Source organism: Pseudomonas sp. W15Feb9B (assembly GCF_000828175.1).
GTDB classification, from domain to species: Bacteria; Pseudomonadota; Gammaproteobacteria; order Pseudomonadales; family Pseudomonadaceae; genus Aquipseudomonas; species Aquipseudomonas parakoreensis.
In genome coordinates this window covers 100,432-125,912 of record NZ_JTKF01000035.1, presented here as the reverse complement: position 1 = coordinate 125,912, position 25,481 = coordinate 100,432, and the positions used below count along the sequence as shown (strand labels likewise).

Here is a 25,481-nt window from a genome sequence, read left to right as displayed (position 1 = left end):
CACCGAATGCCGCGCATTGTAGCCGCATGATTCAGCTCTCACTACTAAGTGTTTCGGTGCGCCGAGCGGCGGATCAGGCCGATGACCGGCAACAGACCGACCAATACCAGGGTCAGCGCCGGCAGCGACGCCCGCGCCCACTCGCCCTCACTGGTCATTTCGAAGATCCGCACCGCCAGCGTGTCCCAGCCAAACGGGCGCATCAGCAGGGTCGCGGGCATTTCCTTGAGCACATCGACGAACACCAGCAGCGCCGCACTCAGCGTGCCGGGCAGCAACAGCGGCAGATACACTTTGAAAAACAGTCGCGGCCCACTGACACCGAGGCTACGTGCCGCTTCGGGCAATGAAGGCCGTATACGCGCCAGACTGTTTTCCAGCGGCCCGTAGGCCACCGCGATGAAGCGCACCAGATAGGCCATCAGCAATGCCGCCAGACTGCCCAGCAGCAGCGGCTTGCCGGCGCCGCCGAGCCAGCCTGAGAGCGGAATCACCAGTTCGCGGTCGAGATAACTGAACGCCAGCATGATCGCCACTGCCAGCACCGAGCCCGGCAGTGCATAACCAAGATTGGCCAGACTGACCCCGGAACGGATCGCCGGGGTCGGCGCCAGTCGTCGGGCGAAGGCCAGCAGCAATGCGACGCTGACGGTGATCAACGCCGCCATGCCACCCAGATACAGGGTGTGCAGAATCAGCCCGGCGTAACGTTCATCGAGATCGAAGCGCCCGCGCTGCCAGAACCAGACAATCAGTTGCAGGACTGGAATCACGAATGCGCAAGCAAACACCAGAGCGCACCAGCCGGTCGCCGCGAACGCCTTGATCCCGCGCAGGTGATACAACGCCTTGACCCGTGGCCGCTCGTTACTCGCCCGGTTGGCGCCGCGCGCGCGCCGCTCGCCGTACAGCACCAGCATCACCACCAGCAGCAACAGACTGGCCAGTTGCGCCGCGCTGGGCAGGCTGAAGAAGCCGTACCAGGTCTTGTAGATGGCGGTGGTGAAGGTGTCGAAATTGAACACCGACACCGCGCCGAAATCCGCCAATGTCTCCATCAGCGCCAGCGCCACACCGGCACCAATCGCCGGCCGCGCCATCGGCAACGCCACCCGCCAGAATGCCTGCCAGGGCGATTGCCCGAGTACCCGCGCCGCTTCCATCAGGCCTTTGCCCTGCGCCAGAAACGCGGTGCGCGCCAACAGATAAACGTAGGGATAAAACACCAGCACCAGCACCACGATCACCCCGCCGGTAGAGCGCACACGCGGCAGGCGCAGGCCGCTGCCGAACCACTCACGCAACAGGGTTTGCACCGGGCCGGCGAAGTCCAGCAGACCGACGAAGACGAACGCCAGCACGTAGGCCGGGATGGCGAACGGCAGCATCAGCGCCCAGTCGAGCCAGCGCCGCCCGGGGAATTCGCAGAGGCTGGTGAGCCACGCCAGGCTGACACCGAGCAGTGTCACGCCGACGCCGACGCCCAGCACCAGCGTCAGGGTGTTGCCGAGCAGGCGCGGCATCTGGGTTTGCCACAGGTGCGACCAGATCTGCTGATCAATGGTCTGCCACGACAGCAGCAGGACACTCAGGGGCAACAGCACCAGCGCGGCAATGGCGAGGACGATGGGGTACCAGCGGCGTTGGGCGGGGTGGGCCAAGGGGGTTCTCTGGAAGTGGGCCAACGCCCATTCGACGTCGAGCACATTTTGTGGCGAGGGAGCTTGCTCCCGCTCGGCTGCGAAGCAGTCGCAGGAGGTTACCAGATCAATTCATGCCAGACACAAGGGCGCCATGGGGCCGCTTCGCGCCCCAGCGGGAGCAAGCTCCCTCGCCACTATGGCCTGGAAAATTACAGACTCAGTTCCAGCCCGCCCGATCCATCATGCGGATCGCTTCAGCCTGTCGCTTGCCCGCCACTTCCACCGGCAAGGTGTCAGCGACGAACTTGCCCCACGCTGCCACTTCTTCCGAAGGTGCCACCGCCGGGTTGGCCGGGAACTCCTGGTTCACGTCGGCGAAGATTTTCTGTGCTTCAGGTGTGGTCATCCATTCGACCAGCGCCTTGGCTGCCTCCGGGTGCGGTGCATGTTGGGTCAGGCCGATACCGGACAGGTTGACATGCACGCCGCGATCGGCCTGATTCGGCCAGAACAGTTTCACTGGCAGGTCCGGTTTCTGCTTGTGCAGGCGACCGTAGTAGTAGGTGTTGACGATGCCGACGTCGCACTGCCCGGCGTTGATCGCTTCCAGCACCGCGACGTCGTCGGAGAACACATCGGTGGACAGGTTGTTGACCCAGCCCTTGAGGATCTTCTCGGTCTTCTCGGCGCCGTGCACTTCGATCATGGTCGCGGTCAGCGACTGGTTGTAGACCTTCTTCGCCGTGCGCAGACACAGGCGTCCTTCCCAGTTCTTGTCGGCCAGCGCTTCGTAGGTGGTCAACTCGCCCGGTTTAACCCTTTCGGTGGAATAGGCGATGGTCCGCGCGCGCAGGCTCAGGCCGGTCCAGGCGTGGGTCGAGGAGCGATATTGCGCAGGAATGTTGGCGTCGATGGTCTTCGAGGTGAACGGCTGCAGAATGCCCATCTGCTCGGCCTGCCAGAGGTTGCCGGCATCGACGGTCAGCAGCAGGTCGGCGGTGGCGTTTTCGCCTTCGGCCTTGATCCGCTGCATCAGCGGCGCTTCCTTGTCGGTGATGAACTTGATCTTCACCCCGGTTTTCGCGGTGTAGGCGTCGAACACCGGTTTGATCAGCTCGTCGATACGCGATGAGTAGACCACCACCTCGTCGGCGGCCTGGGCGGTGGTGCTGCCGATCAGGGTCAGGGCCAGTGCGGTCAGAAGACGCTTGGGTGCCAACATGGGAGTGATCTCTTCGGTCGGAAAATGTGGGCCAAATGATAAGGACTCACATTTACCACCTCAATCGAACTCTTTTCCAAGGAGTTACCAGATGTTGCACGACCTCTAAATTGCTGGCATCTGTGGCGAGGGAGCTTGCTCCCGCTGGAGGCCGAAGGACTCCCAATGCTGCCAAAATGGCTTTTGGGGCCGCTTCGCAGCCCAGCGGGAGCAAGCTCCCTCGCCACAAAGAAATAATTGCCTTCAGGGTTTGGCCAAGGCCGGGAGGTCGCCCGTCAGGCCTAGGGCCTCACGCACAAACAATGCCTTGGCCTCCGGCATCTGCTCCACCAGCTTCAACCCAGCGTTACGCAACCAGCGTACCGGCAACGGGTCGGCCTGGAACAAGCGTTCGAAGCCCTCCATCGCCGCCATCAACGCGAGGTTGTGCGGCATGCGTCGACGCTCGTAACGGCTCAGCACCTTCACGTCCGCCAGGCGCTCGCCGCGTTCCGCGGCTTGCAGCAGCACTTCAGCCAGCACCGCCGCATCAAGGAAACCCAGGTTGACGCCCTGCCCGGCCAACGGGTGAATGGTGTGCGCCGCATCGCCAATCAGCGCCAGCCCTTCGGCGACATAGCGCTTGGCGTGACGTTGACGCAGCGGCACGCACAGCCGTGGGTCAGCGCTGAGCACTTCGCCCAGGCAACCTTCAAAGGCTCGCTCCAGCTCACGGCAGAAAGCCGCTTCATCCAGCGCCATCAAGCGTTCGGCTTCACTCGGCGTGGTCGACCAGACGATCGAGCACCAGTCTTGCTGCCCGTCACGCTCCAGCGGCAGAAACGCCAGCGGCCCGTGATCGGTAAAACGCTGCCACGCGGTCATCCGGTGCGGCTTGCTGCTGCGCACACTGGTGACGATGGCATGGTGCAAGTAATCCCACTCGCGGGTGGCAACGCCGGTCAGACGGCGCACCGCCGAATGGGCGCCGTCCGCCGCAATCACCAGCGGCGCACGCAACTGGCGACCGTCGGCCAGGGTCAGCAGCCAGTCGTCACCGGAGCGGCGCATCTGTTCCAGCCGTGCGTTGGCCAGCATGCCCAGATCGCAATCGTGCAAACGATCGAGCAAGGCATCCTGCACCACGCGGTTTTCGACGATATGTCCCAGCACATCGGCGTGCACACTGCTCGCCGAAAAATGAATCTGCCCGGTGCCGCTGCCGTCCCACACATGCATGTCGGTGTAGGGGCTGCTGCGGCGTTTGGCGATGCCGTCCCACACGCCAAGGCGTTCGAGAATTCGCTGGCTGGCCGCCGACAAGGCGCTCACTCGCGGCTCGAACGGCGCGGCGGCATCGAACGGTTTGACGCTCAGCGGGCTGCCATCGAGCAGCAACACTTCCAGGCCACTGTCCTGCAACGCCAGCGCGAGGGCGCTGCCGACCATTCCGGCTCCGACAATCAGCAGATCTGCGCGCATTTCCATGCTTTAAGCCTGTCTCGCTGGCGGCATGCGCCGCCCGTAAAGGGTTTTACCGAACGCGCCAGTGGGCGGCGCGCTGCTGAAAGTGAAGGTGACGATCCGCCGCTCAAGCATCCGGCCGCGTCCCCAGCCCCATGGCCTGACGGGCGAACCAGCGCTTGGCCGGTGGCAGCAGATCGAGACCGAGCAAGCCAATGTTGCGCCCCAGCGACACCAGCGGCTGGGTGCTGCCGAACAGGCGGGTGACCTGATCGGAGAAGCCTACTGTAAGGTCCTGATCCAGCCGCTGGCGCTCGCGATAGGCCTGCAACGTGGCGAAGTCGCCCAGCGGCTGGTCGCTGGCGAGCAGTGCGGCGGCCAAAGCATCGGCATCACGCAGGGACAGGTTGAAACCCTGCCCGGCAATCGGGTGCAGGCTGTGTGCAGCGTTGCCGAGCACCGCCAGATGCGAGCGCACTTGCTCCTCGGCCTCGACCAGCGACAGCGGGTACAGATGCCGCGCACCGACCTGTTTCAAGGTGCCGAGGCGGTAGCCGAACACGCCCTGCAGTTCGCTGAGGAAATCGCGCTCGCTCAAGTCTGCCAAACGCTGCGCGTCCATGCCCAGGCGGGTCCAGACCAGCGCACAGCGGTTGTCCGGAAGCGGCAGCAAGGCCATCGGCCCTTCGTCGGTGAAACGCTCGAAGGCCATGCCGTTGTGCGCTTCGCTCGGGGTGATGTTGGCGATCAGCGCGCTCTGGTTGTACGGACGCTTGCGCACGTTGATGCCCAGTTGTTCGCGCAAACCGGAACGGCCACCATCGGCGAGCACGGCCAGATCGCACTCGATGCTGGTTTCATCGTTGAGGGTCAGGCGATAACCGTCGGGCAGCGGCTCCATGCGCGTAACCTCCGCCGGGCAACGCCAACTGATCACGTCTTTATCCAGATGCTGCCACAGGCACTGGCCGAGCCAGGCGTTCTCCACCACATAACCGAGCGCCGGCACGCCCTCTTCCATCGCCGACAGACGGGCGGTGGAGAAGCGACCCCGATCGGAGACGTGAATCTGTTTGATCGGCTCGGCGCGGCGGGAAATCTCCTGCCACACGCCCAGCCGCTGATAGATCTGCCGTGAACCGAAGGACAGCGCCGATGAACGGGCGTCGTAGCTAGGCTGCCAACTGTCGCCGGGGGCGAACGGTTCGATCAGGACGATTTTCCAGCCGCGCGCCTTGGCCCCGACCTGCAAGGCCAACGCCAGACTGGCGCCGACCAGACCGCCGCCGATGATTGCCAGATTGACTCGACTCATGCCGCGTGGGTCCGTGCTTGCGCCATCAGCGCTTCGATCTCGGCGACGGTTTTCGGTACGCCGCTGGTCAATATTTCACAACCGGTCTTGGTCACTACCACGTCATCCTCGATGCGCACGCCAATGCCGCGCCATTTCTTTGCTACGTTCTGGTTGTCCGGGGCGATGTAGATCCCCGGCTCCACGGTCAGCGCCATGCCGACCTCCAGCACCCGCCATTCGCCGCCGACCTTGTATTCGCCGACGTCGTGTACATCCATGCCCAGCCAGTGCCCGGCACGGTGCATGTAAAACGCTTTGTAAGCTTCGGTCGCGATCAATTCGTCGACCTCGCCTTGCAGCAATCCAAGTTTTACCAGCCCCGTGGTAATCACCCGAACCGTGGCTTCGTGCGCCTGATTCCAGTTTTTGTTCGGGGCGATTTCAGCGAATGCGGCTTCCTGCGAGGCCAGCACCAACTCGTAAATCGCTTTTTGCTCTGGCGAGAACTTGCCGTTGACCGGCCAGGTGCGAGTGATGTCGCTGGCGTAGCAGTCGATTTCGCAACCGGCGTCGATCAATACCAGATCGCCGTCCTTGAGCAGCGCGTCATTCTGCTGGTAATGCAGGATGCAGCTGTTGCGTCCGGCGGCGACAATCGAGCCGTAAGCCGGCATCTTCGCCCCGCCCTTGCGGAATTCGTAATCGAGTTCGGCTTCAAGGCTGTACTCGTACAAACCCGGCCGGCTGGCCTGCATCGCCCGGATGTGGGCCTGAGCGGAGATCCGTGCGGCTTCGCGCATCACCTTCACTTCTGCCGCCGATTTATACAGGCGCATGTCGTGCAGCAGGTGATCCAGGGCAACGAATTCGTTCGGCGGCTGAGCGCCGAGGTGCGCCTTGGAGCGGATCACGTTGATCCAGTCCATCAGGTGCCGGTCGAACTCCGGGTTGCTGCCCATCGCCGAATACACCCGATCGCGGCCTTCGATCAGGCCCGGCAGGATGTCGTCGATGTCGGTAATCGGGAACGCGTCGTCCGCGCCGTAATCACGGATCGCGCCTTCCTGCCCGGCGCGCAGACCGTCCCACAACTCGCGTTCGGCGTTGCGCTCGCGGCAGAACAGCACGTACTCGCCGTGCTCGCGGCCGGGCATCAGGACGATGACCGCCTGCGGTTCGGGGAAACCGCTGAGGTACTGAAAGTCGCTGTCCTGACGATAGACATGCTCGACGTCGCGGTTGCGGATCGCCACCGCGGCGGCGGGCAGGATCGCGATGCTGTTGGGTTCCATCTGCGCCATCAGGGCCTTGCGGCGACGGCTGTATTCCGCTTTGGGGATATGGGTCATGGGCAGATGGCTTTCCCTGGCACGCGATTAATGCAGCGACGGCTTGGCGGCTGGCGGCACGTCGGCTTTTTTGGTTTCCGAGAACAGCAGCAGCGGCGCGACGCGCAGGTACTCCATGACTTCCATGTAGTCGGTTTCGCCGTCTTCGGACTCTTCCAGGGCATCTTGCACCTGGGAAATCGCCGCCAGATCCTGCAGCACTTCGGTAGCTTCGGTGCTGAGCATGCTGCTGTCGCGGCAGTTCAGGCCGAAACCGCTGAGGAAGCCCTGGCACCATTGGCCCAGTGCAGCAGCGCGGTCGGCCAGCGGCGCGTCATCGGTCGGCAGCAGCAGGACGACGGTCACGTCGCTGCCGGTCAACTCACCCTTGACCATTTCTTGCAGGCCGATCAGGGCGTTGCGGACGTTGTCCTGGATATCGCCTTCGAGCAGTTCGGCGGCGTCGATCAACCAGCCTTCGTTATCGAAGCCGGCGCCGGCGCAGCTGCGGCCGAGCAGCAGGCCATGCAGTTCGGCAGGCGAGACGTTGTGGCCGCTGGCAGTCAGCAGGGTGGCAAAGGCTTGGTACGGGGAATTCGCAATGGTCATGGGCAGCTAGGCGCCAGACGGCGCTATGTCTAGAATGAAGGCCTTGTATCCTACATCGACAGACTCGCCAAGACTATTAAAGGCTGTCCGCCAGCTATCCCATCAGACAGACTCCGACTCAGTGGACACAATGGAAGACACCGACCTGCAAGCGCTGATGGCCAGACTCGAACTGCTGATTAGTCGAGTGGAGCAACTTAAGAGTCAAAACGCACTCTTACTAGCTCAGGAAAAGACCTGGCGCGAGGAACGCGCTCACCTCATTGAAAAAAACGAAATCGCCCGGCGTAAGGTCGAATCGATGATTTCGCGCCTCAAGGCCCTGGAGCAAGACTCATGAGTTCAAGCAATAGCGTTACCGTGCAGATCCTCGATAAAGAATATTCGATCATCTGCCCCCAGGAAGAACGCAGCAATCTGGTCAGCGCCGCCCGCTACCTGGACGGCAAGATGCGCGAGATCCGCAGCAGCGGCAAAGTCATCGGCGCCGACCGTATCGCCGTGATGGCCGCGCTGAATATCACCCACGACCTCTTGCACAAAGAAGAGCGCCCGGACATCCAGGCCAGCGGCTCGACCCGTGAACAGGTGCGCGACTTGCTCGATCGTGTCGATCTGGTGCTGGCGACCGATCCGGACGTCACCAAGGGCTGATTCGCCGGGCCGCTTGAGGTATACTCGCGGCACTCCCTGGGGTGCTTGCCAGTTGACGATGTCCCTGAGCCGATTTGCACTACCCTGGAGGTTGCACGTTGGGCTGGTGTGCATGTCCGCCAGACGGAAAGCCTTAAAGTCTACTGCATCCTCCACCTTGAACTTTCGGGTTCAAGGGCTAAGTTGACAGCGGTTCATCCGGGGAGCCTGATTCGAATCCGATGCCGGTTTTTGCCGGCATCGGATTTTTTATGCGTGCGTTTTCGCCCTCACCTGCCGAAGCCGAACCATGACCGAACCTGCGCTGCTGCCCCGCCCGCAACTCCGTCGCCTGCTGCGCAAGGCGCGCCGCGCATTGACCCCGGGCGAACAACGCCAGGCCGCCAAAGGCCTGTTCCGCCAACTGGCGCAAGACCCGCACTTTCGCCGGGCCAGACACATTTCCCTGTACTTGCCCACCGACGGTGAAATCGACCCGCGTTTGCTGCTGCGTGAAGCCCAGCGGCGCGGCAAGGCCACCTACCTGCCGGTGCTCAGTGCCTGGCCGCGAACCAAAATGGTGTTCCAGCGGATTCGCCCCGGAGAAAAGCTCAATCCCAATCGCTTCCGCATTCTCGAACCACGGGCCAATCTGGCTCAGCAACGCAGGATCTGGACCCTGGATCTGGTGCTGTTGCCACTGGTTGGGTTTGACGATGTCGGCGGACGGCTGGGGATGGGCGGCGGATTCTACGACCGCAGTCTGGCCTACCTGGCCCGGCGCAAAAACTGGCGCAAGCCGACGTTGCTGGGGCTGGCCCATGAATGTCAGAAGGTCGAACGCCTGGCACAGGCCAGCTGGGATGTACCGTTGCAGGGCACGGTCACCGATAAGGCGTGGTATTTCGCAGGATAGACGCCGCGCAGGTCAGCGGCGTCGGGAAGGCTGTTTCAGCGCTTGAACGCGGTCGACTGTTGGACCTGTTGCGCGACTTCAATCGGTGCATCGGTCTTGCTCGTCCACAGACTTTGCGCATAACCGGTGGTTACGACGCCGAGGCCGAACAAAATAACCAAAGTCCATAGCAAATCCGGTTTGCGTTTCATCGATTGCCCCCCTCAAGGCACATCATCACGATGACAGCAGCGGTTTCCGTTCGTAGGCCGTGCAGCAGCGTCAAGCTTTAAAGGCCGGCATTTTGCGACAACGTGAACCCGGGCGCAAATGCTGACGTCAACCGACCGTCGGTTTGTCATAAAATTGCCCGACAACCTGTCCAATCACCGCTTGAGGAGCAAAAGACATGGCCTATTGGCTGATGAAATCCGAGCCGGACGAACTCTCGATCAAAGGCCTGGAGACACTCGGAAAAGCGCGCTGGGACGGGGTTCGCAACTATCAGGCGCGCAATTTCCTGCGGGCGATGGCGGTCGGGGATGAGTTCTTTTTCTACCACTCCAGTTGCCCGGAGCCGGGGATTGCCGGGATCGGCAGGATTATTCAGGCAGCGTACCCGGATCCCACCGCACTGGACCCCGAAAGCCATTACTTCGACCCGAAAGCCACGCCCGAGAAAAACGCCTGGAGTGCAATCGATGTGGCACACGTCGAGACCTTTGTCCGGGTGCTGAAACTGGATTATCTGAAGCAGCAGACCGCATTGGCCGAGATGCCGCTGGTGCAAAAAGGCAGCCGTCTTTCGGTCATGCCGGTAACCGCCGAACAGTGGGCCGTCGTGCTCGGTTTGCGCTGAGAACTCTCCGGTCACGGTTTTTTATCCGAAAAAAGGGCTAGGCTTGGCGCTCATTTGACTGACATCAAGCGAGTGAAACGCTTGAACAGTCAGACTGGACGCCACAGCCGCAGGATGCCCCCATGTCGACGCACAGCCGTTCTTCACTTCTATATGCCGGTTCGCTCCTGGTGTTACTCGCCGCCGCGGGTGGCCTCGGTTACTGGATGTCGATCAGCAGCCGGCTGGTCGAGGGGCTGTCGATGGGCAACGGGCGCCTGGAAGCCACCGAAGTGCAGATCGCCAGCAAGACGCCCGGGCGCCTGGCCGAGGTGCTGGTGGATGAAGGCGACAAGGTCAGCAAAGGACAACTGCTGGCGCGCATGGACACCCGCACCCTCGAAGCCCAGCGCAACCAGGCCGAAGCCGAAGTCCTGCGCGCCCGGGAAAATCTCAACGCCGCCCAGGCCAATGTGCAGTTGCGTCAGAGTGAGCTGCTGCTGGCCCAGCAAGAGCTCGGCCGCTCGCAATCACTGTTCAAGCACGGTTACGTCAGCGCGCAGATCATCGATCAACTGCAGTCGCGAATTGGCACCGGCAACGCTGCGGTGACCGCAGCCCGCGCCCAGGTATCTGCCGTCAGCGCAACAATCGGCGCAGCGCAGGCGCAGGTGGCGCAGCTGACCAGCGAAATCGACGACAGCCTTCTGCGCGCGCCGATTGATGGCGTGATCCAGCTACGCATGGCCGAACCCGGCGAAGTGCTGGGTGCCGGCGGCCGGGTCTTGTTGCTGATCGATCCCAACGACCAGTACATGAACCTCTATCTGTCAGCTGCGGTGGCCGGGCGCCTGGCCGTGGGCGACGAGGCGCGCGTGTTGCTTGATGCCTTGCCCGATAAACCGCTGCCGGCAAAAATCAGTTTCGTCGCGGCCAAATCGCAATTCACCCCCAAAGAAGTCGAGACCCGCGACGAGCGACAAAAACTGGTGTTCCGCGTCAAGTTGCGCCTGACCCAGCCCAGCGCCGTGCCACAGGCCAAGCCCGGCATGCCCGGCGCCGGCTATGTGCGGATCGCACCTGTCGAATGGCCGGCCAATCTGCAATGAGCAGCCTTGCGGTTCAAGCGAACGGTATCGCCCACCGCTACGGCAAACAGCAAGCGCTGAAGGAGATCGCCTTCAGCCTGCCCGCCGGAACCCGCTGCGGGTTGATCGGCCCCGATGGCGCGGGCAAGTCCAGCCTGCTGGGGTTGATCGCCGGCGTGAAAACCCTGCAACAAGGGCAACTGCAAGTGCTCGGAGGCGCGATCCAGGATCGCCGGCATCGCGACACACTCTATGCACGCATCGCCTTCATGCCGCAGGGCCTGGGCGGCAACCTGTACCCCGAGCTGTCGATCCGCGAGAACATCCAGTTCTTCTCGACGCTGTTCGGCCTGTCCAGGGCTGAAAGCGAGCAACGCATGCACAGCCTGCTGCTCGCCACGGATCTGCTGAAATTTGCCGAGCGCCCCGCCGGCAAGTTGTCCGGCGGCATGAAGCAGAAACTCGGGCTGTGCTGCGCGCTGATCCATGAGCCCGACCTGTTGATCCTCGATGAGCCGACTACTGGCGTCGACCCGCTCTCGCGCCGGCGTTTCTGGGAGCTGGTCGACGATGTGCGCAGCCAGCGCCCGCAACTGACGCTGCTGGTCGCCACGGCGTATATGGAAGAAGCCGAGCAATTCGAGCATTGCCTGATGCTCGACGCCGGCCAGTTGATCGCCACCGGCCTGAGCCGCGAGCTGGCGGCCGTCACCCCCAGCGGCAAACTCGATGACGCCTTTACCCATTTCCAGGGTGACAGCCAGCACGACGCTCAACCGCTGGTGATTCCACCGCGCACCGGCAACAGCAACGACATCGCCATCCAAGCCCACGACCTGACGCTGCGCTTCGGCGATTTCACCGCCGTGGATCACGTCAGCTTTGCCATCGGCCGTGGCGAGATTTTCGGCTTTCTTGGCTCCAACGGCTGCGGCAAGACCACCACCATGAAAGTCCTGACCGGGCTGATGCCGGCCAGTGAAGGCAGTGCGACGCTGCTCGGTAACCCGGTAAACGCCAAGGATCTGGCCACGCGCAAGCGGGTCGGGTTCATGTCGCAGAGCTTTTCGCTGTATGGCGAACTCAGTGTGCGACAGAACCTCGAACTGCACGCGCGGCTGTTCGACCTGCCCAAAACCGAGAGCGCACAGCGCATCGAGGCATTGATTCAGCGCTTCAATCTGCTCGCGGTCGCCGACCAGCCATCCGGGGCATTGCCATTGGGCCTGCGCCAGCGTCTGTCGCTGGCGGTGGCAGTGCTGCACCGCCCGGAAGTGCTGATCCTCGACGAGCCGACCTCCGGCGTCGATCCGGCAGCCCGCGATGACTTCTGGCGACTGTTGATCGAGTTGTCCCGTGAACAAGGCGTGACGATCTTCCTCTCCACGCACTTCATGAACGAAGCGCAGCGCTGCGACCGCATCTCACTGATGCACGCCGGCAAGGTTCTCGCGTGCGATACCCCGGCGGCACTGCAACGCCAGTTCGCTGGAGAGACGCTGGAAGCGGCCTTCGTCACCTGCCTGGAACAGGCTCAGGGCGCTCAGGCATCGGCGCCTTTAACCGAGCCGCAGATGGCGCCGCCGACCGCAGCGACAACCCCGCTGCCCCGCCACGGTTTCAGCCTCGGTCGCCTGCTGGCGGTGGCCCGTCGCGAAGGCAAGGAACTGCTGCGCGACAAGGTGCGCATGGCGTTCGCACTGGCGGGGGCGATTTTCATGATGGTGATTTTCGGCTACGGGATTTCCCTGGACGTGGAAAACCTCGCGTTCGCCGTGTACGACCAGGATCAGACGCCGCAGAGCCGGGCTTATCTTGAGGCGTTTCGCGGCTCCCGCTACTTCGACGAACAGCCGGCCATTCACGATCCACAGGAGCTGCACCGGCGCCTGCAACGCTCGGAAATCAAACTGGCACTGGAAATCCCCCCCGGATTCGGCCGCGATTTGTACGCCGGGCGCCAACCCGCTGTGGCGGCGTGGCTGGATGGCGGCATGCCGTTTCGCGCCGAAACCAGCCGCAACTATGTTGAAGCCGTGCACCTGGCCAATCTGCAACAACTGGCCGAGCAAAGCAGCCCCGCACTGGCCCACCCGGCGGCCGCCAGTCTGCAAACCCGCTTTCGCTACAACCAGGACGTGGTCAGCGTCAACGCCATCGGCCCCGGGGTCATGGCGCTGATCCTCGCCTTCATTCCAGCGATGCTGACGGCGTTGGGCATCGTGCGCGAAAAGGAGTTGGGCTCGATCACCAATTTCTACGCCACGCCCCTGACCCGTTTGGAGTTTCTGCTGGGCAAGCAGGCGCCGTACCTGCTGGTCAGTCTGGTCAACCTCGCGGTGCTGGTGGCGATGAATCGCTGGTTGTTCGGCGTGCCGTTCAAGGGCAGCCTGCTGACGCTGGCATTCGGCGGCCTGCTGTACGTGCTGGCGACCACCAGCATGGGCCTGCTGATTTCGGCGTTCACCCGCACACAAATCGCCGCGATCCTCGGCACCATGATCATCACCAGCTTGCCGACCATCCAGTTCTCCGGGCTGATCGTGCCGCGCTCGTCGCTGGAGGGTGCGGCTGCGGTGATGGGTATGCTGTTTCCCGCGGGGCACTTCCTCGACATCGCGGTGGGCACGTTCACCAAAGCGCTGGACGTGCGTCAGCTGTGGCCGCAGTGCCTGGCGCTGTTCGGGTTCTTTGTCGGGTTCACCGGGCTGAGCCTGATCATGCTGAAAAAGCAGGAGGCCTGATGCACAAGTTCGCGCACATCCTGCGCCTGGGCCTCAAGGAACTGACCAGCCTGCGCCATGACAGCGTGTTGCTGCTGTTCCTGTTCTACGCCTTCACCGTGGCGATTTACATGCCCGCCGCCGGCTCGGTGATCGGCGTGCACAACGCCAGCGTGGCGATCGTTGACGAAGACCACAGCGCCCTCTCGCGCCAGTTGGCCCAAGCCCTGCAGCCGCCGGAGTTCCAGACGCCGGTGCTGTTGCCTTACCCTCAGCTGGACCAGGTGATGGACAGCGGTCAATACACCTTCGTCATCAACATCCCGGCGGGCTTTCAAACCGATCTGCTGGCGGCGCGGCAACCGGCGATTCAGGTCAATGTCGACGCCACGGCCATGAGCCAGGCATTCATGGGCGCTGGCTACATTGGCCGGATCTTTCAACGCGAGTTACTCGACTATGCAGGTCAGGGTGAAGCAGCGACCAAGGCGCCGCTGCTACTGACTACTCGCGCGCTGTTCAACACCAATCTGGAGGGTGGCTGGTTTCTGGCGGTGATTCAGATCGTCAACAACATCACCATTCTGGCGATCATCCTCACCGGCACGGCGCTGCTGCGCGAACGCGAACACGGCACGCTCGACCATTTGCTGGTGCTGCCGCTGACGGCGCTGGAAATCATGCTGGCGAAAATCTGGAGCAACCTGCTGGTGGTGGTGCTGTGCACCTGGTTGTCGCTGGAAGTGGTGGTCAAAGGCCTGCTGGATGTGCCGTTGGCTGGCTCGATGAGCCTGTTTTTGCTGGTGACCGCGGTTTATCTGTTTGCCAGCACCGCGCTGGGCATCTTTCTGGCGACGCTGGCGCGTTCGACGCCGCAGTTCGGCCTGCTGGCGATTCCAGTGATCATCCCGATGTTGCTGCTGTCGGGCGGCAGCACACCGCTGGACAGCATGCCGCAATGGTTGCAGTGGGTGATGCAGGGCTCGCCGTCCACGCATTTTGTCAGCCTCAGCGCCGCGATTCTGTTTCGCGACGCCGGGCTGAGCGTGGTCTGGCCGGACTTGCTGGCGCTGACGGCCATCGGCCTGCTGTTCTTCCTCATTGCGCTGGCACGCTTTCGCAAGAGCCTGGCGTCCTGAACAGCCGCCAGCGTGGTTACTGAATGATCAGGTTGTTGAACAGCAGATCTTCAACCACCGGCTTGCCGGTCTCGTCATTCATCACTTGCTGGGTCTGCTTCAGGGCTTCCTGACGCAGCTTTTCCTTGCCTTCGATGCTGCCCATCGCCTCGGTGGTCTGCTGAGTGAACAGCGCCACCAGTTGATTGCGGATCAGCGGCTCGTTGGCCTTGACCAGTTTGGTCGCCTCTTCACCGGTCACACGCAGCGCCACGTCGGCCTTGTAGACCTTCAGCTTCGGCGTGCCGTCCAGCCCGTAATTGCCCACGAACGGCGGGCTCAGGGTGATGTAATTGACTTTCGGCGCCTCGCCTTCTTTGGCTTCTTCGGCCAGCGCTGCCACAGGCAGAGACAGGGCCAGCAACAACATGATCCACGCTTTCACAATTCGCTCCTTATCCGGTTTGCGGCCTAGCATAACGACCCGCCGCGCAAGCACAAGCTTATGGCTGACTATCAGGGCCGGGCATGCTCGTTGACCCGTTGACTGACATACCTACACTTATCGGCCATCACTCCCAAAGGAATAGCCCTGATGAAAGCCGTGCTGTGCAAAGCCTTCGGCCCTGCCGAATCGCTGGTGCAGGAAGACGTCGCCAGTCCTGTCGCGAAGAAGAACGAAATCTTGCTGGAGGTGCACGCCGCCGGGGTCAACTTCCCGGACACGCTGATCATCGAGGGCAAGTACCAGTTCAAGCCGCCGTTCCCGTTTTCCCCCGGGGGCGAAGCGGCTGGGGTGGTCAGTGCTGTCGGTGAAAAGGTCAGCCATCTGAAAGTGGGCGACCGGGTCATGGCCCTGACCGGCTGGGGCAGTTTCGCCGAACAGGTCGCGGTGCCGGGCTACAACGTGCTGCCGATCCCGCCGTCGATGGATTTCAACACCGCCGCCGCGTTCAGCATGACCTACGGCACTTCGATGCACGCCCTCAAGCAACGGGGGAACCTGCAACCGGGCGAGACCTTGCTGGTACTCGGCGCTTCGGGCGGCGTCGGCCTGGCGGCAGTGGAGATCGGCAAAGCCATGGGCGCCCGGGTCATTGCCGCCGCCAGCAGCGCGGAAAAACTCGCCGTGGCCAAGGCCGCCGGTGCCGATGAACTGATCAACTACAGCGAAACCAGCCTCAAGGACGAAATCAAACGCCTCACCGACGGCCAGGGCGCCGACGTGATCTACGACCCGGTCGGCGGCGACCTGTTTGACCAGGCCATTCGCGCCATCGCCTGGAACGGCCGCCTGCTGGTGGTCGGCTTCGCCAGCGGACGCATCCCCGAACTGCCGGTCAACCTCGCGCTGCTCAAAGGTGCAGCCGTGCTCGGCGTGTTCTGGGGCTCCTTCGCCCAGCGCCAGCCACAGGACAACGCAGCGAACTTCCAGCAACTGTTCGGCTGGTTCGCCGAAGGCAAGCTGAAACCGCTGGTGTCGCAGGTGTACCCGCTGAGCAACGCGGCACAGGCGATCAACGATCTGGGGCAGCGCAAGGCGGTGGGCAAGGTGGTGGTGCAGGTGCGCTGAGTTTTTCCCGGCCGGCGCCCCTTGGAGCCGGCCCGATTCGCGCCAGGCAGCAACACAGCTTCACTCTCAGCGGCGCTGGTTATCAAAGCAACTCACGAACCTCTCCCGGCAGAAAACTCATGTATCTCCGCATGGGGGCCTCCCGGCAGCCTCTGACGATCATCGGTACGCGCCGATTCATCTTGGCGATGATTGCCAGACGTTGTTCATCGGCCAACTGACTCTTGAGAATCACGTTGGAAACGTAAGCACGGGTGTAATTAAACACTTCTGCGTCGACCCAGGCGTGCTCAGGCATGTTCCTGAAACCGTCATTGATGACGCGACACTTTACTGACCTCAGCCACTGGTTGATGTCGATCGGCTGGTCCCTGGCCAATCGAAAGAGCATCGGCGCCACGACGGGCTGTTCCGCAGGCCGACCGTCTTCAATCGTCCAGGGCCTGAAGCTCCACTGTGTTATAGCGTCTTTGACCGCCTCAGCCAGATCAGGGTGATCACTTTGCACAATGCTGATCGCGCTGACCGAACCATCCGCCTTGACGACAAAACTGACCCTGACTTCGCCTTCGACCCCGGCCCTGTGCAACAGCTTCGGGTAAATCGGCTTGGGATTGTTTTCCGGTATGAGTAACCCTTCCGCTGCCAGCGCAAGACTGAAGATCGTCAATAAAAGCCCAGCAAAGAACCACCGCATGATCTCGCCCCTTCCCGATTGAGATGCCTGTCCGGCAACAACAGAAAGGTTACGGAGCACTGCCTGTTAACTGAATGGCGCAGCTTCGCTATTGAATGCAGGACATTTCCTGATCCTGACAAGAAAACAGGCGAACGCCCTGCGCAACGGGCTTCAGGTACATTTTCTGACGGATGTTTAGCCGCCGCTGGTCGCTGCCGCGTCCCCCGGCAACAGATGTTCCTGAACCTTCAGGCTGCGAGACGGAATCAGCCGTCCCTTGTCATCGAAGCGCAAAACGATCAGCCAGTCGAAGACTTCATCCGGCCATCTTTCCTGGCCCATCAGCGCTGTGGGATCGCCACCAAAGGCCTTGAGCAGTTTATTGATGTGGCCGTGGTGCCAGGCGATCAGCACCGTTTGCGCCTGATTGCTCTTGCGCAACAGTTTGACCAATTGATGCAGATCGCCATTGACGTAGGGCTGCTCGATCGCGAGGTTCAGGCGTTGGGCCAGCGGGGTCAGGGTCAGGCGCGAGCGCGAACTCTCCGGGGTGTCGCCGGCAGCGATCAAACGCTGGGGCGTGAGTGTCTGGCCGTCGAGTTTCAGCGGATTGAAATAGTCGACGTAGGCGGCCGCGCGTTGCTCGCCTCGGGCATTGAGCACCGATCCTGTATCCGGTTTTTCCGCATGACGGATGATCAGCACCGTAGCGTTGCGCAGGCCGGAATGAGAAGGATGATCGGTGACGATCAATGTCAGCAGCACAACGGCGAGCCCCGCCGCCACCAAGAACCTCGGCACCAACATGCGAACCTTCAGGGCCATTTCCTATCTCTGCTGATCAATTGGCTGAACGGGCCGCGAGTCTATGCCACACCCTGTTGATAAGTGGTGAAAACGTCCTGTTTTTACAGCTGAGCGACAGGTTCGTAAAAGAACATGCGACTTCCAACATTTTCCGCTGTTTTGCCGATGCGAACCGGTGCTATTTTCGGTAACGAAACTGTAACATTCGCATCCGCAGTCAAAACAAGAAATCTGGAGCTCTTGAATGTTTGCTTTCTTTCGTCCTGCCGCACATCAGGCTCCATTGCCTGAAGAAAAAATAGACAGTACTTACCGACGCCTGCGCTGGCAGATCTTCGCCGGTATCTTCTTTGGCTACGCGGGTTACTACCTGCTGCGCAAAAACTTCTCGCTGGCCATGCCGTACCTGATCGACGAGGGCTACAGCCGTGGCGATCTGGGTCTGGCGATGTCGGCCATTGCCATCGCCTACGGTCTGTCCAAGTTCCTGATGGGCCTGGTCTCCGACCGTTCCAACCCGCGTTATTTCCTGCCGTTCGGCTTGCTGGTGTCGGCCGGGGTGATGTTCATTTTCGGTTTCGCGCCGTGGGCGACGTCCAGCGTGACCATGATGTTCATCCTGCTGTTCATCAACGGCTGGGCCCAGGGCATGGGCTGGCCGCCGAGCGGGCGCACCATGGTGCACTGGTGGTCGCAGAAGGAACGGGGCGGCGTGGTCTCGGTGTGGAACGTGGCGCATAACGTCGGCGGCGGTCTGATCGGCCCGCTGTTCCTGATCGGCATGGGCCTGTTCAATGACTGGCACGCAGCGTTCTACGTCCCGGCAGCGGTAGCGCTGGGCGTAGCGGTGTTTGCCTTCATCACCATGCGCGACACCCCGCAATCGGTCGGCCTGCCGCCGATCGAGAAGTACAAGAACGATTACCCGGAAGGCTACGACGCCAGCCACGAAGACGAATTCAGCGCCAAGGAAATCTTCGTCAAATACGTGCTGCGCAACAAAATGCTCTGGTACATCGCCATGGCCAACGTTTTCGTCTACCTGCTGCGCTACGGCGTACTGGACTGGGCGCCGACCTACCTGAAAGAAGCCAAGCACTTCGACGTCGACAAGACTTCGTGGGCTTACTTCTTCTACGAGTGGGCGGGCATTCCGGGCACGCTGCTGTGCGGCTGGATGTCGGACAAGATCTTCCGTGGCAACCGTGGCCTGACCGGCATGGTGTTCATGGCACTCGTGACCGTGGCGACGCTGGTGTACTGGCTGAACCCGGCCGGCAACCCGACCGTGGACATGATCGCGCTGTTCTCGATCGGTTTTCTGATCTACGGCCCGGTGATGCTGATCGGTCTGCAGGCGCTGGAGCTGGCACCGAAGAAAGCCGCCGGCACGGCAGCAGGCTTCACCGGTCTGTTCGGCTATCTGGGCGGTTCGGTCGCGGCGAGTGCGGCAATGGGCTATACCGTTGACCACTTCGGCTGGGACGGTGGTTTTGTCCTGCTGGTGGGCGCTTGCCTGCTGTCGATGGCCTTCCTGGCCCCGACGCTATGGCACAAGCAAGTCGCCAGTCAGAGCCGCGAAGCCGTCGCCTGATCGGCTTTTGCCTGACAGCGCTTGAGCCGCGCCTCCAGATTTCGATCCGGCATGGCGTGGCTGCGCAGGGCGTGGGCGGTCTGCTCGACATAATCGCGAGTGGTGCCGTAGCGCCCGCAAGCGCTTTCGAACACCTGACTCAGCACATGATCCGGCAAGTTGCCGGCATAGCTGGGCAGGTGTCGCTCCAGAACAAACCCCAACGCCTGAACCTGACTGCCATCTTCGAGCCGGCAGTTCAGCCAGTGCGGGCGATAGGACGGGAACGGCATCTCGCGTTTCCACAGCGCGTACAGCGCAGCGTCGAGATTCTCTTCCGGCAGCCGATAGGCGAAGCCGCTGCATGAACCGCCACGATCCAGACCGAACACCAGCCCGGGCATTTCCGGCGTTCCACGATGCTCATGCGACCACAGGTACAAGCCGCGATGGTAACCGTGGACTCGCCCGCGCACCCGCTCTACCGCCGTGCACTCCGGGCGCCAGATCAGCGAGCCGTAAGCAAACAGCCACACCGGCCCACCCTTGTGGCGCGCCATGGTCGATTGCATCGAGACGAGAAGTTGTTCGTGGGTCAGCTGCGGCCCCAGATCGAGCCGCGGAGGGTAAGCCAGATTCACAAAAGCAGATTCAATGGCTGTCATGACGGAAGTGTTCGGCCCCGCAAGTATTACAAGATGTAAGCACAATTCGCTTGATAGAACATATAGCAGTAACTGTAAAACGAAAAGTGCTAAAGGATGTATGACCCGCCTGACAACGATAATGCGGGATCATCTGCCCGGTTATCCGGTTTTATATAGCCTAATACCCTTGCAGCAATATCTTAAATACCCGAATGAAATATGCATAAGCCTTCGCTTGTTCAGGTTTCGTTCATGAAGGCGCGGGAAACTTCCTACTAGAATGTCGGACTTTCTTTCTTCTCCGTCGCTGAACGCCTACGTATAACGGCCTTCCTCTGGCGCAAGCCATCCCGTTTAACCGAGGCTGCACAATGAACATCCCAAGACTTCTGACCGTATTGCTGATGACTCAGACCGGCCATGCTTTGGCCGCGGACGATGCGCAGGACACGGGCTTCTGGTATGCCCAGACCAGCGTCTACACCCGACATTATTCGCCTGACCCCGAGCACAATAATCATCAGGACTTGATCGGCATCGAACGCAATCAGGCTTCGGGCTGGGTCTTTGGCGGGGCAACTTTCCGTAACTCGTTCCGCCAGCGCTCGAACTACGCCTATGCCGGCAAGCGCTATGACAGCCCTGAGTATCCGGTGTATTTGAAAGTCACGGGCGGGCTGTTGCAGGGTTATCGCGGTGATTACAAGGACAAGATCCCGTTGAACCGCTATGGCGTTGCGCCAGTGATCATTCCGTCCGTCGGGACTCACTACGGCCCATTGGCTGCCGAGCTGGTGTTTCTCGGCGCCAATGCGGCGATGGTGACTAGCGGTGTACGTTTCTAGGGACGGGGCTCAAGATCGCGGCGCGTAGGCAAATACGTCCGCGCGCATCTGGTGCGCATCCATGCCCGCTTCCACCAGCGCATCCAGCGTGCCGTAGACCATCGCCGGCGAGCCGCTGGCGTAGACGTGCAGGGCCTTCAGATCGGCGAAGTCCTCGCACACGGCCTGGTGCAACATCCCGCAGCGCCCTTCCCAACCGCACTGGTCGCTGACCACTTTGTGCAGGAACAGATTGGGCAGCTTCAGCCATTCGTCCCAATGCTCGATGTCGTAGAAATCTTCCGGGCGGCGCACACCCCAGTACAGATGCACCGGGTGCTTGAAGCCGTTGGCGCGGCAGTGTTCGATCAGGCTGTGAATCTGGCCCATGCCGGTGCCGGCGGCGATCAGCACCAGCGGCCCGTCAGGCAATTCGGCGAGGTGGGTGTCGCCGAACGGCAGTTCGACGCGCACCAGCGGGTTGCGCTGCAGTTGCTCGATCAGGCTCAGCGCACTGGCCTCACGGGCCAGCACGTGGATTTCCAGATCCCGTCCGCCGTGCGGTGCCGAGGCCATGGAGAACGCTGACTTTTCACCGTTCTCGCGCTCGATCATCAGGTACTGCCCGGCGTGATAACGCGGTGGCTTGCCGGCCGGCGCACGCAGGCGCACGCGCCAGGTGTCGCCGCCGACGTCCCGGCATTCGATGACCTGACACGACAGGCTGCGCACCGGCAGTTCTCCCAGCGCGAGCACGCCATCCCACAGCAGGACGCAGTCTTCCAGCGGCTCGGCTATGCAAGTGTAGAACTCGCCGTGGTCCTGCACCTTGCCGGCCTGTTCGACCCGGCCTTCCACCAGCAGCGCCGCACACACGTGGCAATTGCCGTTGCGGCAGCTTTGCGGGCAGTCGTAGCCCAGGCGCCGCGCACCATCGAGAATCCGCTCACCGGGCCGTATCTCAAGCACCGCTCCGGAGGGCTGCAGGGTTACACGCATCAATCTATTCCTAACTGATTCCAGATGGCATCGATCCGCTGGGTGACGGCGTCGTCCTTGACGATTACGCGGCCCCACTCGCGAGTGGTTTCGCCCGGCCACTTGTGGGTGGCATCCAGGCCCATTTTCGAGCCCAGGCCCGAGACCGGCGAGGCGAAGTCGAGGTAGTCGATCGGCGTGTTGTCGATCATCACCGTGTCGCGCTTGGGGTCCATGCGCGTGGTGATGGCCCAGATCACGTCGTTCCAGTCGCGGGCATTGATATCGTCGTCAGTGACGATAACGAACTTGGTGTACATGAACTGTCGCAAAAACGACCAGACACCGAGCATCACGCGCTTGGCATGCCCCGGATACGACTTCTTCATCGTCACCACGGCCATGCGGTACGAGCAGCCTTCCGGCGGCAGGTAGAAGTCGGTGATCTCCGGGAATTGCTTTTGCAGGATCGGCACGAACACTTCATTCAGCGCCACGCCGAGAATTGCCGGTTCATCCGGTGGACGGCCGGTGTAGGTGCTGTGGTAGATCGGTTTGATCCGGTGGGTGATGCGCTCGACGGTGAACACCGGGAAGCTGTCGACTTCGTTGTAGTAACCGGTGTGGTCGCCGTACGGGCCTTCATCGGCCATTTCGCCCGGATGGATCACGCCTTCGAGGATGATTTCGGCAGTGGCCGGCACTTGCAGGTCGTTGCCACGGCACTTGACCAGCTCGGTGCGATTGCCGCGCAACAGGCCGGCGAAAGCGTATTCGGAGAGACTGTCCGGCACCGGCGTCACGGCGCCGAGAATGGTCGCAGGGTCGGCGCCCAGCGCCACGGAGACCGGGAACGGCTGGCCCGGATGCTTCTCGCACCACTCACGGAAGTCCAGCGCACCGCCACGGTGGCTGAGCCAGCGCATGATCACCTTGTTGCGGCCGATCACTTGCTGACGGTAAATACCGAGGTTCTGGCGCTCCTTGTTCGGGCCCTTGGTGACGGTCAGGCCCCAGGTGATCAGCGGACCGACGTCGCCGGGCCAGCAGGTCTGCACCGGCAGCATCGCCAGGTCGACGTCGTCACCTTCGATAACCACTTCCTGGCACACCGCGTCCTTGACGACTTTCGGTGCCATCGAAATGATCTTGCGGAAGATCGGCAGCTTCGACCACGCGTCCTTCAAGCCCTTCGGCGGCTCCGGCTCCTTGAGGAAGGCCAGCAGCTTGCCGATTTCGCGCAGTTCGCTGACCGACTCGGCACCCATGCCCATCGCCACCCGCTCAGGGGTGCCGAACAGGTTGCCGAGCACCGGAATGTCGTAGCCGGTGGGTTTCTCGAACAGCAGGGCCGGGCCCTTGGCCCGCAGTGTGCGGTCGCACACTTCAGTCATTTCCAGCACCGGCGAGACGGGAATCTGGATGCGTTTCAACTCTCCGCGCTGCTCAAGCTGCTGCACGAAATCCCGAAGATCCTTGAATTTCATTGACGATGGCACCCTCAAAATAGGCGTACATCCTACCTGCTATGCAGCCCTGTGGCAGCCTGTCGCTGCTTACTTGGCTGCATTCGTCTGCGCTTTGCCAAGGTTTTCCCGGGCTTGCAGGCCGATAAACAGCGGCTCAAGGATCGGCGCCACAAACCGCGCACCGACTTCGGACAGGTGATTGTCATCGGTGTACAGCGAGTAGCCGCCGAGTTCGGCGTGGCACAGGCCGTTTTCATCACACAGTCGCGGCGCCGGATCGACCACGCGCACCGCCGGATCCTCCTGCGCCAACTGCGCGAACAACTGACTGATGAACACCTGACGCTTGTGGTGCGCCTCGACGGCCAGTCCGACGTCATCCACCGGACGATCGAGCATCGCCAGCCGCGTCAGCCGATACGGCGGGCTGAACGCCTGCAACGGCGCCTCTTTCACCAGCCATACGCGATGCCCGGCCGCCCGCAATTGTGTGACCCGCGCATGCAGCCCCTCGGCAAAGCGCCGCTCGGCATCGGCACGATCATAGCGGCCATCGGGCGTTCGCAGCACATGGCCCAGATCGCCCTTGGCGTCACCGTACAAATACAGACTCCAACGCGCGACCAGCACTACATCGCTGATCGCCTGGGTTTTCAGCCCCTGCTCGACCCGCTTGTTGAAGCGTGCACAAACCCCGTCATGCTCCAGCCCATCGACCGGAATGCAACCCGGAGAACTGGCCAGAATCACGCTGACACCGTGAGCTTTGGCACCGTCATCGAACACCGGGATCAGCGCCGTGGCGTGACTGTCGCCCCAGACCATGGCGCGGCTCGGCAGGTCCGTCATGCCGTAATGGCAGAACAGCTTGTCGTCCGGGGTCTTGTCATCCGCCAGACACGCCATCAGCTCCGGCCGCCACTCGCGCCCCTTGGCGTATTGCAGCGCCTGCTCGGACAGGCGCCATGGCAGGCCATCGGTCCAGCGCAGCGATTGCCCGGCCAGACCGAGCACCAGGATGCCGCAGAAACCGGCGAGCAGAATCTGCCGACGACCGGCGAGCAAACGCCGTTCGCGGAACGGCGTTTCGACGAATTTCCACGACAGATAACCCAGCACCAGGGTCAGCAGGATCAACCCGGCCGTATCGAGCGCGCCCGGCTCATCGACGCTGGCGTAGCTGGAAAACACGAACACCGGCCAGTGCCACAAGTACCAGGAATAGGAAATCAGGCCGAGGCCGACCATCACCCGACTGCTCAACAATTGACCAACCAGCGTTTCGCGATGACCGTTGGCCAGAATCAGCAGCACCACGCCCAGCACCGGCAGCAGCGCGGTCGCTCCCGGGAACGGCGTCGACTTGTCGTAGACGAACACTGCCAGCAGGATCAACCCCATGCCCAGCAGGCTCAAGGCCTGGGCGGCCAGCGGTTTCAAACGCCAGGCGTGTTTCGGCGCAATCGCCAGCATCGCCCCGGCGAGCAACTCCCAGGCACGCATCGGCAACAGGAAGAAAGCCTTTTCCGGATGATGCTGGATCGCCCACACACTCAGCCCGAACGACACCAGCAGCACGCCGAACAGCGCCAGCCGCCAGTGTTTCAACCGGCTCGAGAGCAACGTCAGCAGCAGCGGGAAGAAGATGTAGAACTGCTCTTCCACCGCCAGTGACCAGGTATGGAGCAGCGGTTTCAGGTCAGAGGCGACGTCGAAGTAGCCGTCCTGGCGCATGAACAGGATGTTCGAGACAAACGTCACCTGATAGCGCACCGAACGCCCCAGCTCTTCGTAGTCCTTGGGCGCCAGCAGGAACCAGCCCACCGCCAGCACCGCAATGATCATCGCGAACAGCGCCGGCAGAATCCGCCGCGCACGCCGCGCCCAGAACTCGACGAAACTGAAACGCCCGGCCTGACGCTGGTTCCAGATGATCGAGGTGATGAGGTAACCGGAGATCACGAAGAACACGTCCACGCCGACAAAACCGCCGGTAAACCCCGGAACACCAAAGTGGAACAGCACCACGGCGATCACTGCGACTGCGCGCAGGCCGTCGATATCCCTTCGATAAGCGAGTGTGCTCATAAATCT

The 25,481-nt window shown here is 62.0% G+C and carries 24 protein-coding genes and 1 other RNA gene; 11 read left to right on the top strand and 14 right to left on the bottom strand.

Annotated features, from left to right (window positions below):
• Positions 1 to 44: 44 nt before the first annotated feature.
• From OC71_RS18330 to OC71_RS18305, 6 genes are all read right to left on the bottom strand, one after another.
• Positions 45 to 1,661 (bottom strand): iron ABC transporter permease, encoded by a 1,617-nt coding sequence (locus OC71_RS18330; RefSeq protein ID WP_041072086.1) that lies wholly within the window; start codon positions 1,659 to 1,661, stop codon positions 45 to 47.
• A 199-nt stretch (positions 1,662 to 1,860) separates the two neighbouring features.
• On the bottom strand, positions 1,861 to 2,865 hold the full coding sequence (locus OC71_RS18325; RefSeq protein WP_041072084.1) for an extracellular solute-binding protein: 1,005 nt from the start codon (positions 2,863 to 2,865) through the stop codon (positions 1,861 to 1,863).
• Between the two features lie 243 nt (positions 2,866 to 3,108).
• The gene (locus tag OC71_RS18320; protein ID WP_177327922.1) at positions 3,109 to 4,326 is read right to left on the bottom strand and encodes a 2-octaprenyl-3-methyl-6-methoxy-1,4-benzoquinol hydroxylase; all 1,218 of its coding nucleotides are present in this window, start codon (positions 4,324 to 4,326) and stop codon (positions 3,109 to 3,111) included.
• A gap of 109 nt (positions 4,327 to 4,435) precedes the next feature.
• On the bottom strand, positions 4,436 to 5,623 hold the full coding sequence (ubiH, locus tag OC71_RS18315; RefSeq protein ID WP_041072080.1) for a 2-octaprenyl-6-methoxyphenyl hydroxylase: 1,188 nt from the start codon (positions 5,621 to 5,623) through the stop codon (positions 4,436 to 4,438).
• Positions 5,620 to 6,954, bottom strand: coding sequence for a Xaa-Pro aminopeptidase (pepP, locus tag OC71_RS18310; protein ID WP_041072078.1), 1,335 nt, complete (start codon positions 6,952 to 6,954; stop codon positions 5,620 to 5,622). The genes ubiH and pepP overlap by 4 nt, the downstream gene beginning before the upstream one ends.
• Before the next feature lie 27 nt (positions 6,955 to 6,981).
• Positions 6,982 to 7,542 (bottom strand): YecA family protein, encoded by a 561-nt coding sequence (locus OC71_RS18305; RefSeq protein WP_041072076.1) that lies wholly within the window; start codon positions 7,540 to 7,542, stop codon positions 6,982 to 6,984.
• Between the two features lie 130 nt (positions 7,543 to 7,672).
• Here OC71_RS18305 and OC71_RS18300 point away from each other — a divergent pair, with 130 nt between their 5' ends.
• From OC71_RS18300 to OC71_RS18290, 4 genes are all read left to right on the top strand, one after another.
• Positions 7,673 to 7,882 (top strand): TIGR02449 family protein, encoded by a 210-nt coding sequence (locus OC71_RS18300; RefSeq protein ID WP_025112001.1) that lies wholly within the window; start codon positions 7,673 to 7,675, stop codon positions 7,880 to 7,882.
• Complete coding sequence (locus OC71_RS18295) at positions 7,879 to 8,196, top strand: cell division protein ZapA (RefSeq protein ID WP_008055229.1); 318 nt, start codon at positions 7,879 to 7,881, stop codon at positions 8,194 to 8,196. The genes OC71_RS18300 and OC71_RS18295 overlap by 4 nt, the downstream gene beginning before the upstream one ends.
• A gap of 30 nt (positions 8,197 to 8,226) precedes the next feature.
• Positions 8,227 to 8,405, top strand: a non-coding RNA gene (gene ssrS / locus OC71_RS26875) — 6S RNA.
• A gap of 80 nt (positions 8,406 to 8,485) precedes the next feature.
• Entirely contained in the window at positions 8,486 to 9,091 is a 606-nt protein-coding gene (locus OC71_RS18290) for a 5-formyltetrahydrofolate cyclo-ligase (protein WP_041072073.1), read from the top strand.
• A 35-nt stretch (positions 9,092 to 9,126) separates the two neighbouring features.
• Here OC71_RS18290 and OC71_RS28390 read toward each other — a convergent pair whose 3' ends face one another.
• The gene (locus tag OC71_RS28390; protein ID WP_086792358.1) at positions 9,127 to 9,282 is read right to left on the bottom strand and encodes a hypothetical protein; all 156 of its coding nucleotides are present in this window, start codon (positions 9,280 to 9,282) and stop codon (positions 9,127 to 9,129) included.
• Between the two features lie 197 nt (positions 9,283 to 9,479).
• Between OC71_RS28390 and OC71_RS18285 the strand changes: the two genes are divergently transcribed.
• The 4 genes from OC71_RS18285 to OC71_RS18270 all read left to right on the top strand — a co-directional run bounded on the left by OC71_RS18285 (position 9,480) and on the right by OC71_RS18270 (position 14,858).
• The gene (locus OC71_RS18285; protein ID WP_041072071.1) at positions 9,480 to 9,929 is read left to right on the top strand and encodes an EVE domain-containing protein; all 450 of its coding nucleotides are present in this window, start codon (positions 9,480 to 9,482) and stop codon (positions 9,927 to 9,929) included.
• A 122-nt stretch (positions 9,930 to 10,051) separates the two neighbouring features.
• The gene (locus OC71_RS18280) at positions 10,052 to 11,017 is read left to right on the top strand and encodes an HlyD family secretion protein (protein WP_041072069.1); all 966 of its coding nucleotides are present in this window, start codon (positions 10,052 to 10,054) and stop codon (positions 11,015 to 11,017) included.
• The gene (rbbA, locus tag OC71_RS18275) at positions 11,014 to 13,740 is read left to right on the top strand and encodes a ribosome-associated ATPase/putative transporter RbbA (RefSeq protein WP_041072067.1); all 2,727 of its coding nucleotides are present in this window, start codon (positions 11,014 to 11,016) and stop codon (positions 13,738 to 13,740) included. The genes OC71_RS18280 and rbbA overlap by 4 nt, the downstream gene beginning before the upstream one ends.
• Positions 13,740 to 14,858 carry an ABC transporter permease gene (locus OC71_RS18270; RefSeq protein WP_041072065.1) on the top strand — a complete coding sequence of 373 codons (1,119 nt, stop codon included), beginning with the start codon at positions 13,740 to 13,742 and terminating at the stop codon, positions 14,856 to 14,858. The genes rbbA and OC71_RS18270 overlap by 1 nt, the downstream gene beginning before the upstream one ends.
• Positions 14,859 to 14,874: 16 nt before the next feature.
• On the opposite strand, the gene OC71_RS18265 is transcribed toward OC71_RS18270, so the two are convergent.
• Positions 14,875 to 15,282, bottom strand: coding sequence for a flagellar basal body-associated protein FliL (locus OC71_RS18265; RefSeq protein WP_027610485.1), 408 nt, complete (start codon positions 15,280 to 15,282; stop codon positions 14,875 to 14,877).
• 150 nt (positions 15,283 to 15,432) lie between these two features.
• Between OC71_RS18265 and OC71_RS18260 the strand changes: the two genes are divergently transcribed.
• Entirely contained in the window at positions 15,433 to 16,410 is a 978-nt protein-coding gene (locus OC71_RS18260; RefSeq protein WP_041072063.1) for an NADPH:quinone oxidoreductase family protein, read from the top strand.
• A gap of 82 nt (positions 16,411 to 16,492) precedes the next feature.
• Here OC71_RS18260 and OC71_RS18255 read toward each other — a convergent pair whose 3' ends face one another.
• On the bottom strand, positions 16,493 to 17,107 hold the full coding sequence (locus OC71_RS18255; RefSeq protein WP_041072061.1) for an energy transducer TonB: 615 nt from the start codon (positions 17,105 to 17,107) through the stop codon (positions 16,493 to 16,495).
• A 177-nt stretch (positions 17,108 to 17,284) separates the two neighbouring features.
• Positions 17,285 to 17,914, bottom strand: a complete 630-nt coding sequence (locus OC71_RS18250) for a hypothetical protein (RefSeq protein WP_041072059.1) — start codon at positions 17,912 to 17,914, stop codon at positions 17,285 to 17,287.
• A 226-nt stretch (positions 17,915 to 18,140) separates the two neighbouring features.
• On the opposite strand from OC71_RS18250, the gene glpT reads away from it, so the two are divergent.
• The gene (gene glpT, locus OC71_RS18245) at positions 18,141 to 19,490 is read left to right on the top strand and encodes a glycerol-3-phosphate transporter (protein WP_003229323.1); all 1,350 of its coding nucleotides are present in this window, start codon (positions 18,141 to 18,143) and stop codon (positions 19,488 to 19,490) included.
• Here glpT and OC71_RS18240 read toward each other — a convergent pair.
• The gene (locus OC71_RS18240) at positions 19,466 to 20,134 is read right to left on the bottom strand and encodes a gamma-glutamylcyclotransferase (RefSeq protein WP_041072057.1); all 669 of its coding nucleotides are present in this window, start codon (positions 20,132 to 20,134) and stop codon (positions 19,466 to 19,468) included. The two genes, glpT and OC71_RS18240, sit on opposite strands and share 25 nt — an antisense overlap.
• Before the next feature lie 353 nt (positions 20,135 to 20,487).
• Here OC71_RS18240 and OC71_RS18235 point away from each other — a divergent pair, with 353 nt between their 5' ends.
• The gene (locus OC71_RS18235; protein WP_041072056.1) at positions 20,488 to 20,961 is read left to right on the top strand and encodes a hypothetical protein; all 474 of its coding nucleotides are present in this window, start codon (positions 20,488 to 20,490) and stop codon (positions 20,959 to 20,961) included.
• 9 nt (positions 20,962 to 20,970) lie between these two features.
• Here the strand turns inward: OC71_RS18235 and OC71_RS18230 are convergent, their stop codons facing one another.
• From OC71_RS18230 to OC71_RS18220, 3 genes are all read right to left on the bottom strand, one after another.
• On the bottom strand, positions 20,971 to 21,939 hold the full coding sequence (locus OC71_RS18230) for a CDP-6-deoxy-delta-3,4-glucoseen reductase (RefSeq protein WP_041072054.1): 969 nt from the start codon (positions 21,937 to 21,939) through the stop codon (positions 20,971 to 20,973).
• Positions 21,939 to 23,405, bottom strand: a complete 1,467-nt coding sequence (gene ubiD, locus OC71_RS18225; protein WP_007968427.1) for a 4-hydroxy-3-polyprenylbenzoate decarboxylase — start codon at positions 23,403 to 23,405, stop codon at positions 21,939 to 21,941. The genes OC71_RS18230 and ubiD overlap by 1 nt, the downstream gene beginning before the upstream one ends.
• Positions 23,406 to 23,474: 69 nt before the next feature.
• Positions 23,475 to 25,475: an acyltransferase family protein gene (locus OC71_RS18220; protein ID WP_041072050.1), complete on the bottom strand. Its 2,001-nt coding sequence runs from the start codon at positions 25,473 to 25,475 to the stop codon at positions 23,475 to 23,477.
• Positions 25,476 to 25,481 lie beyond the last annotated feature (6 nt).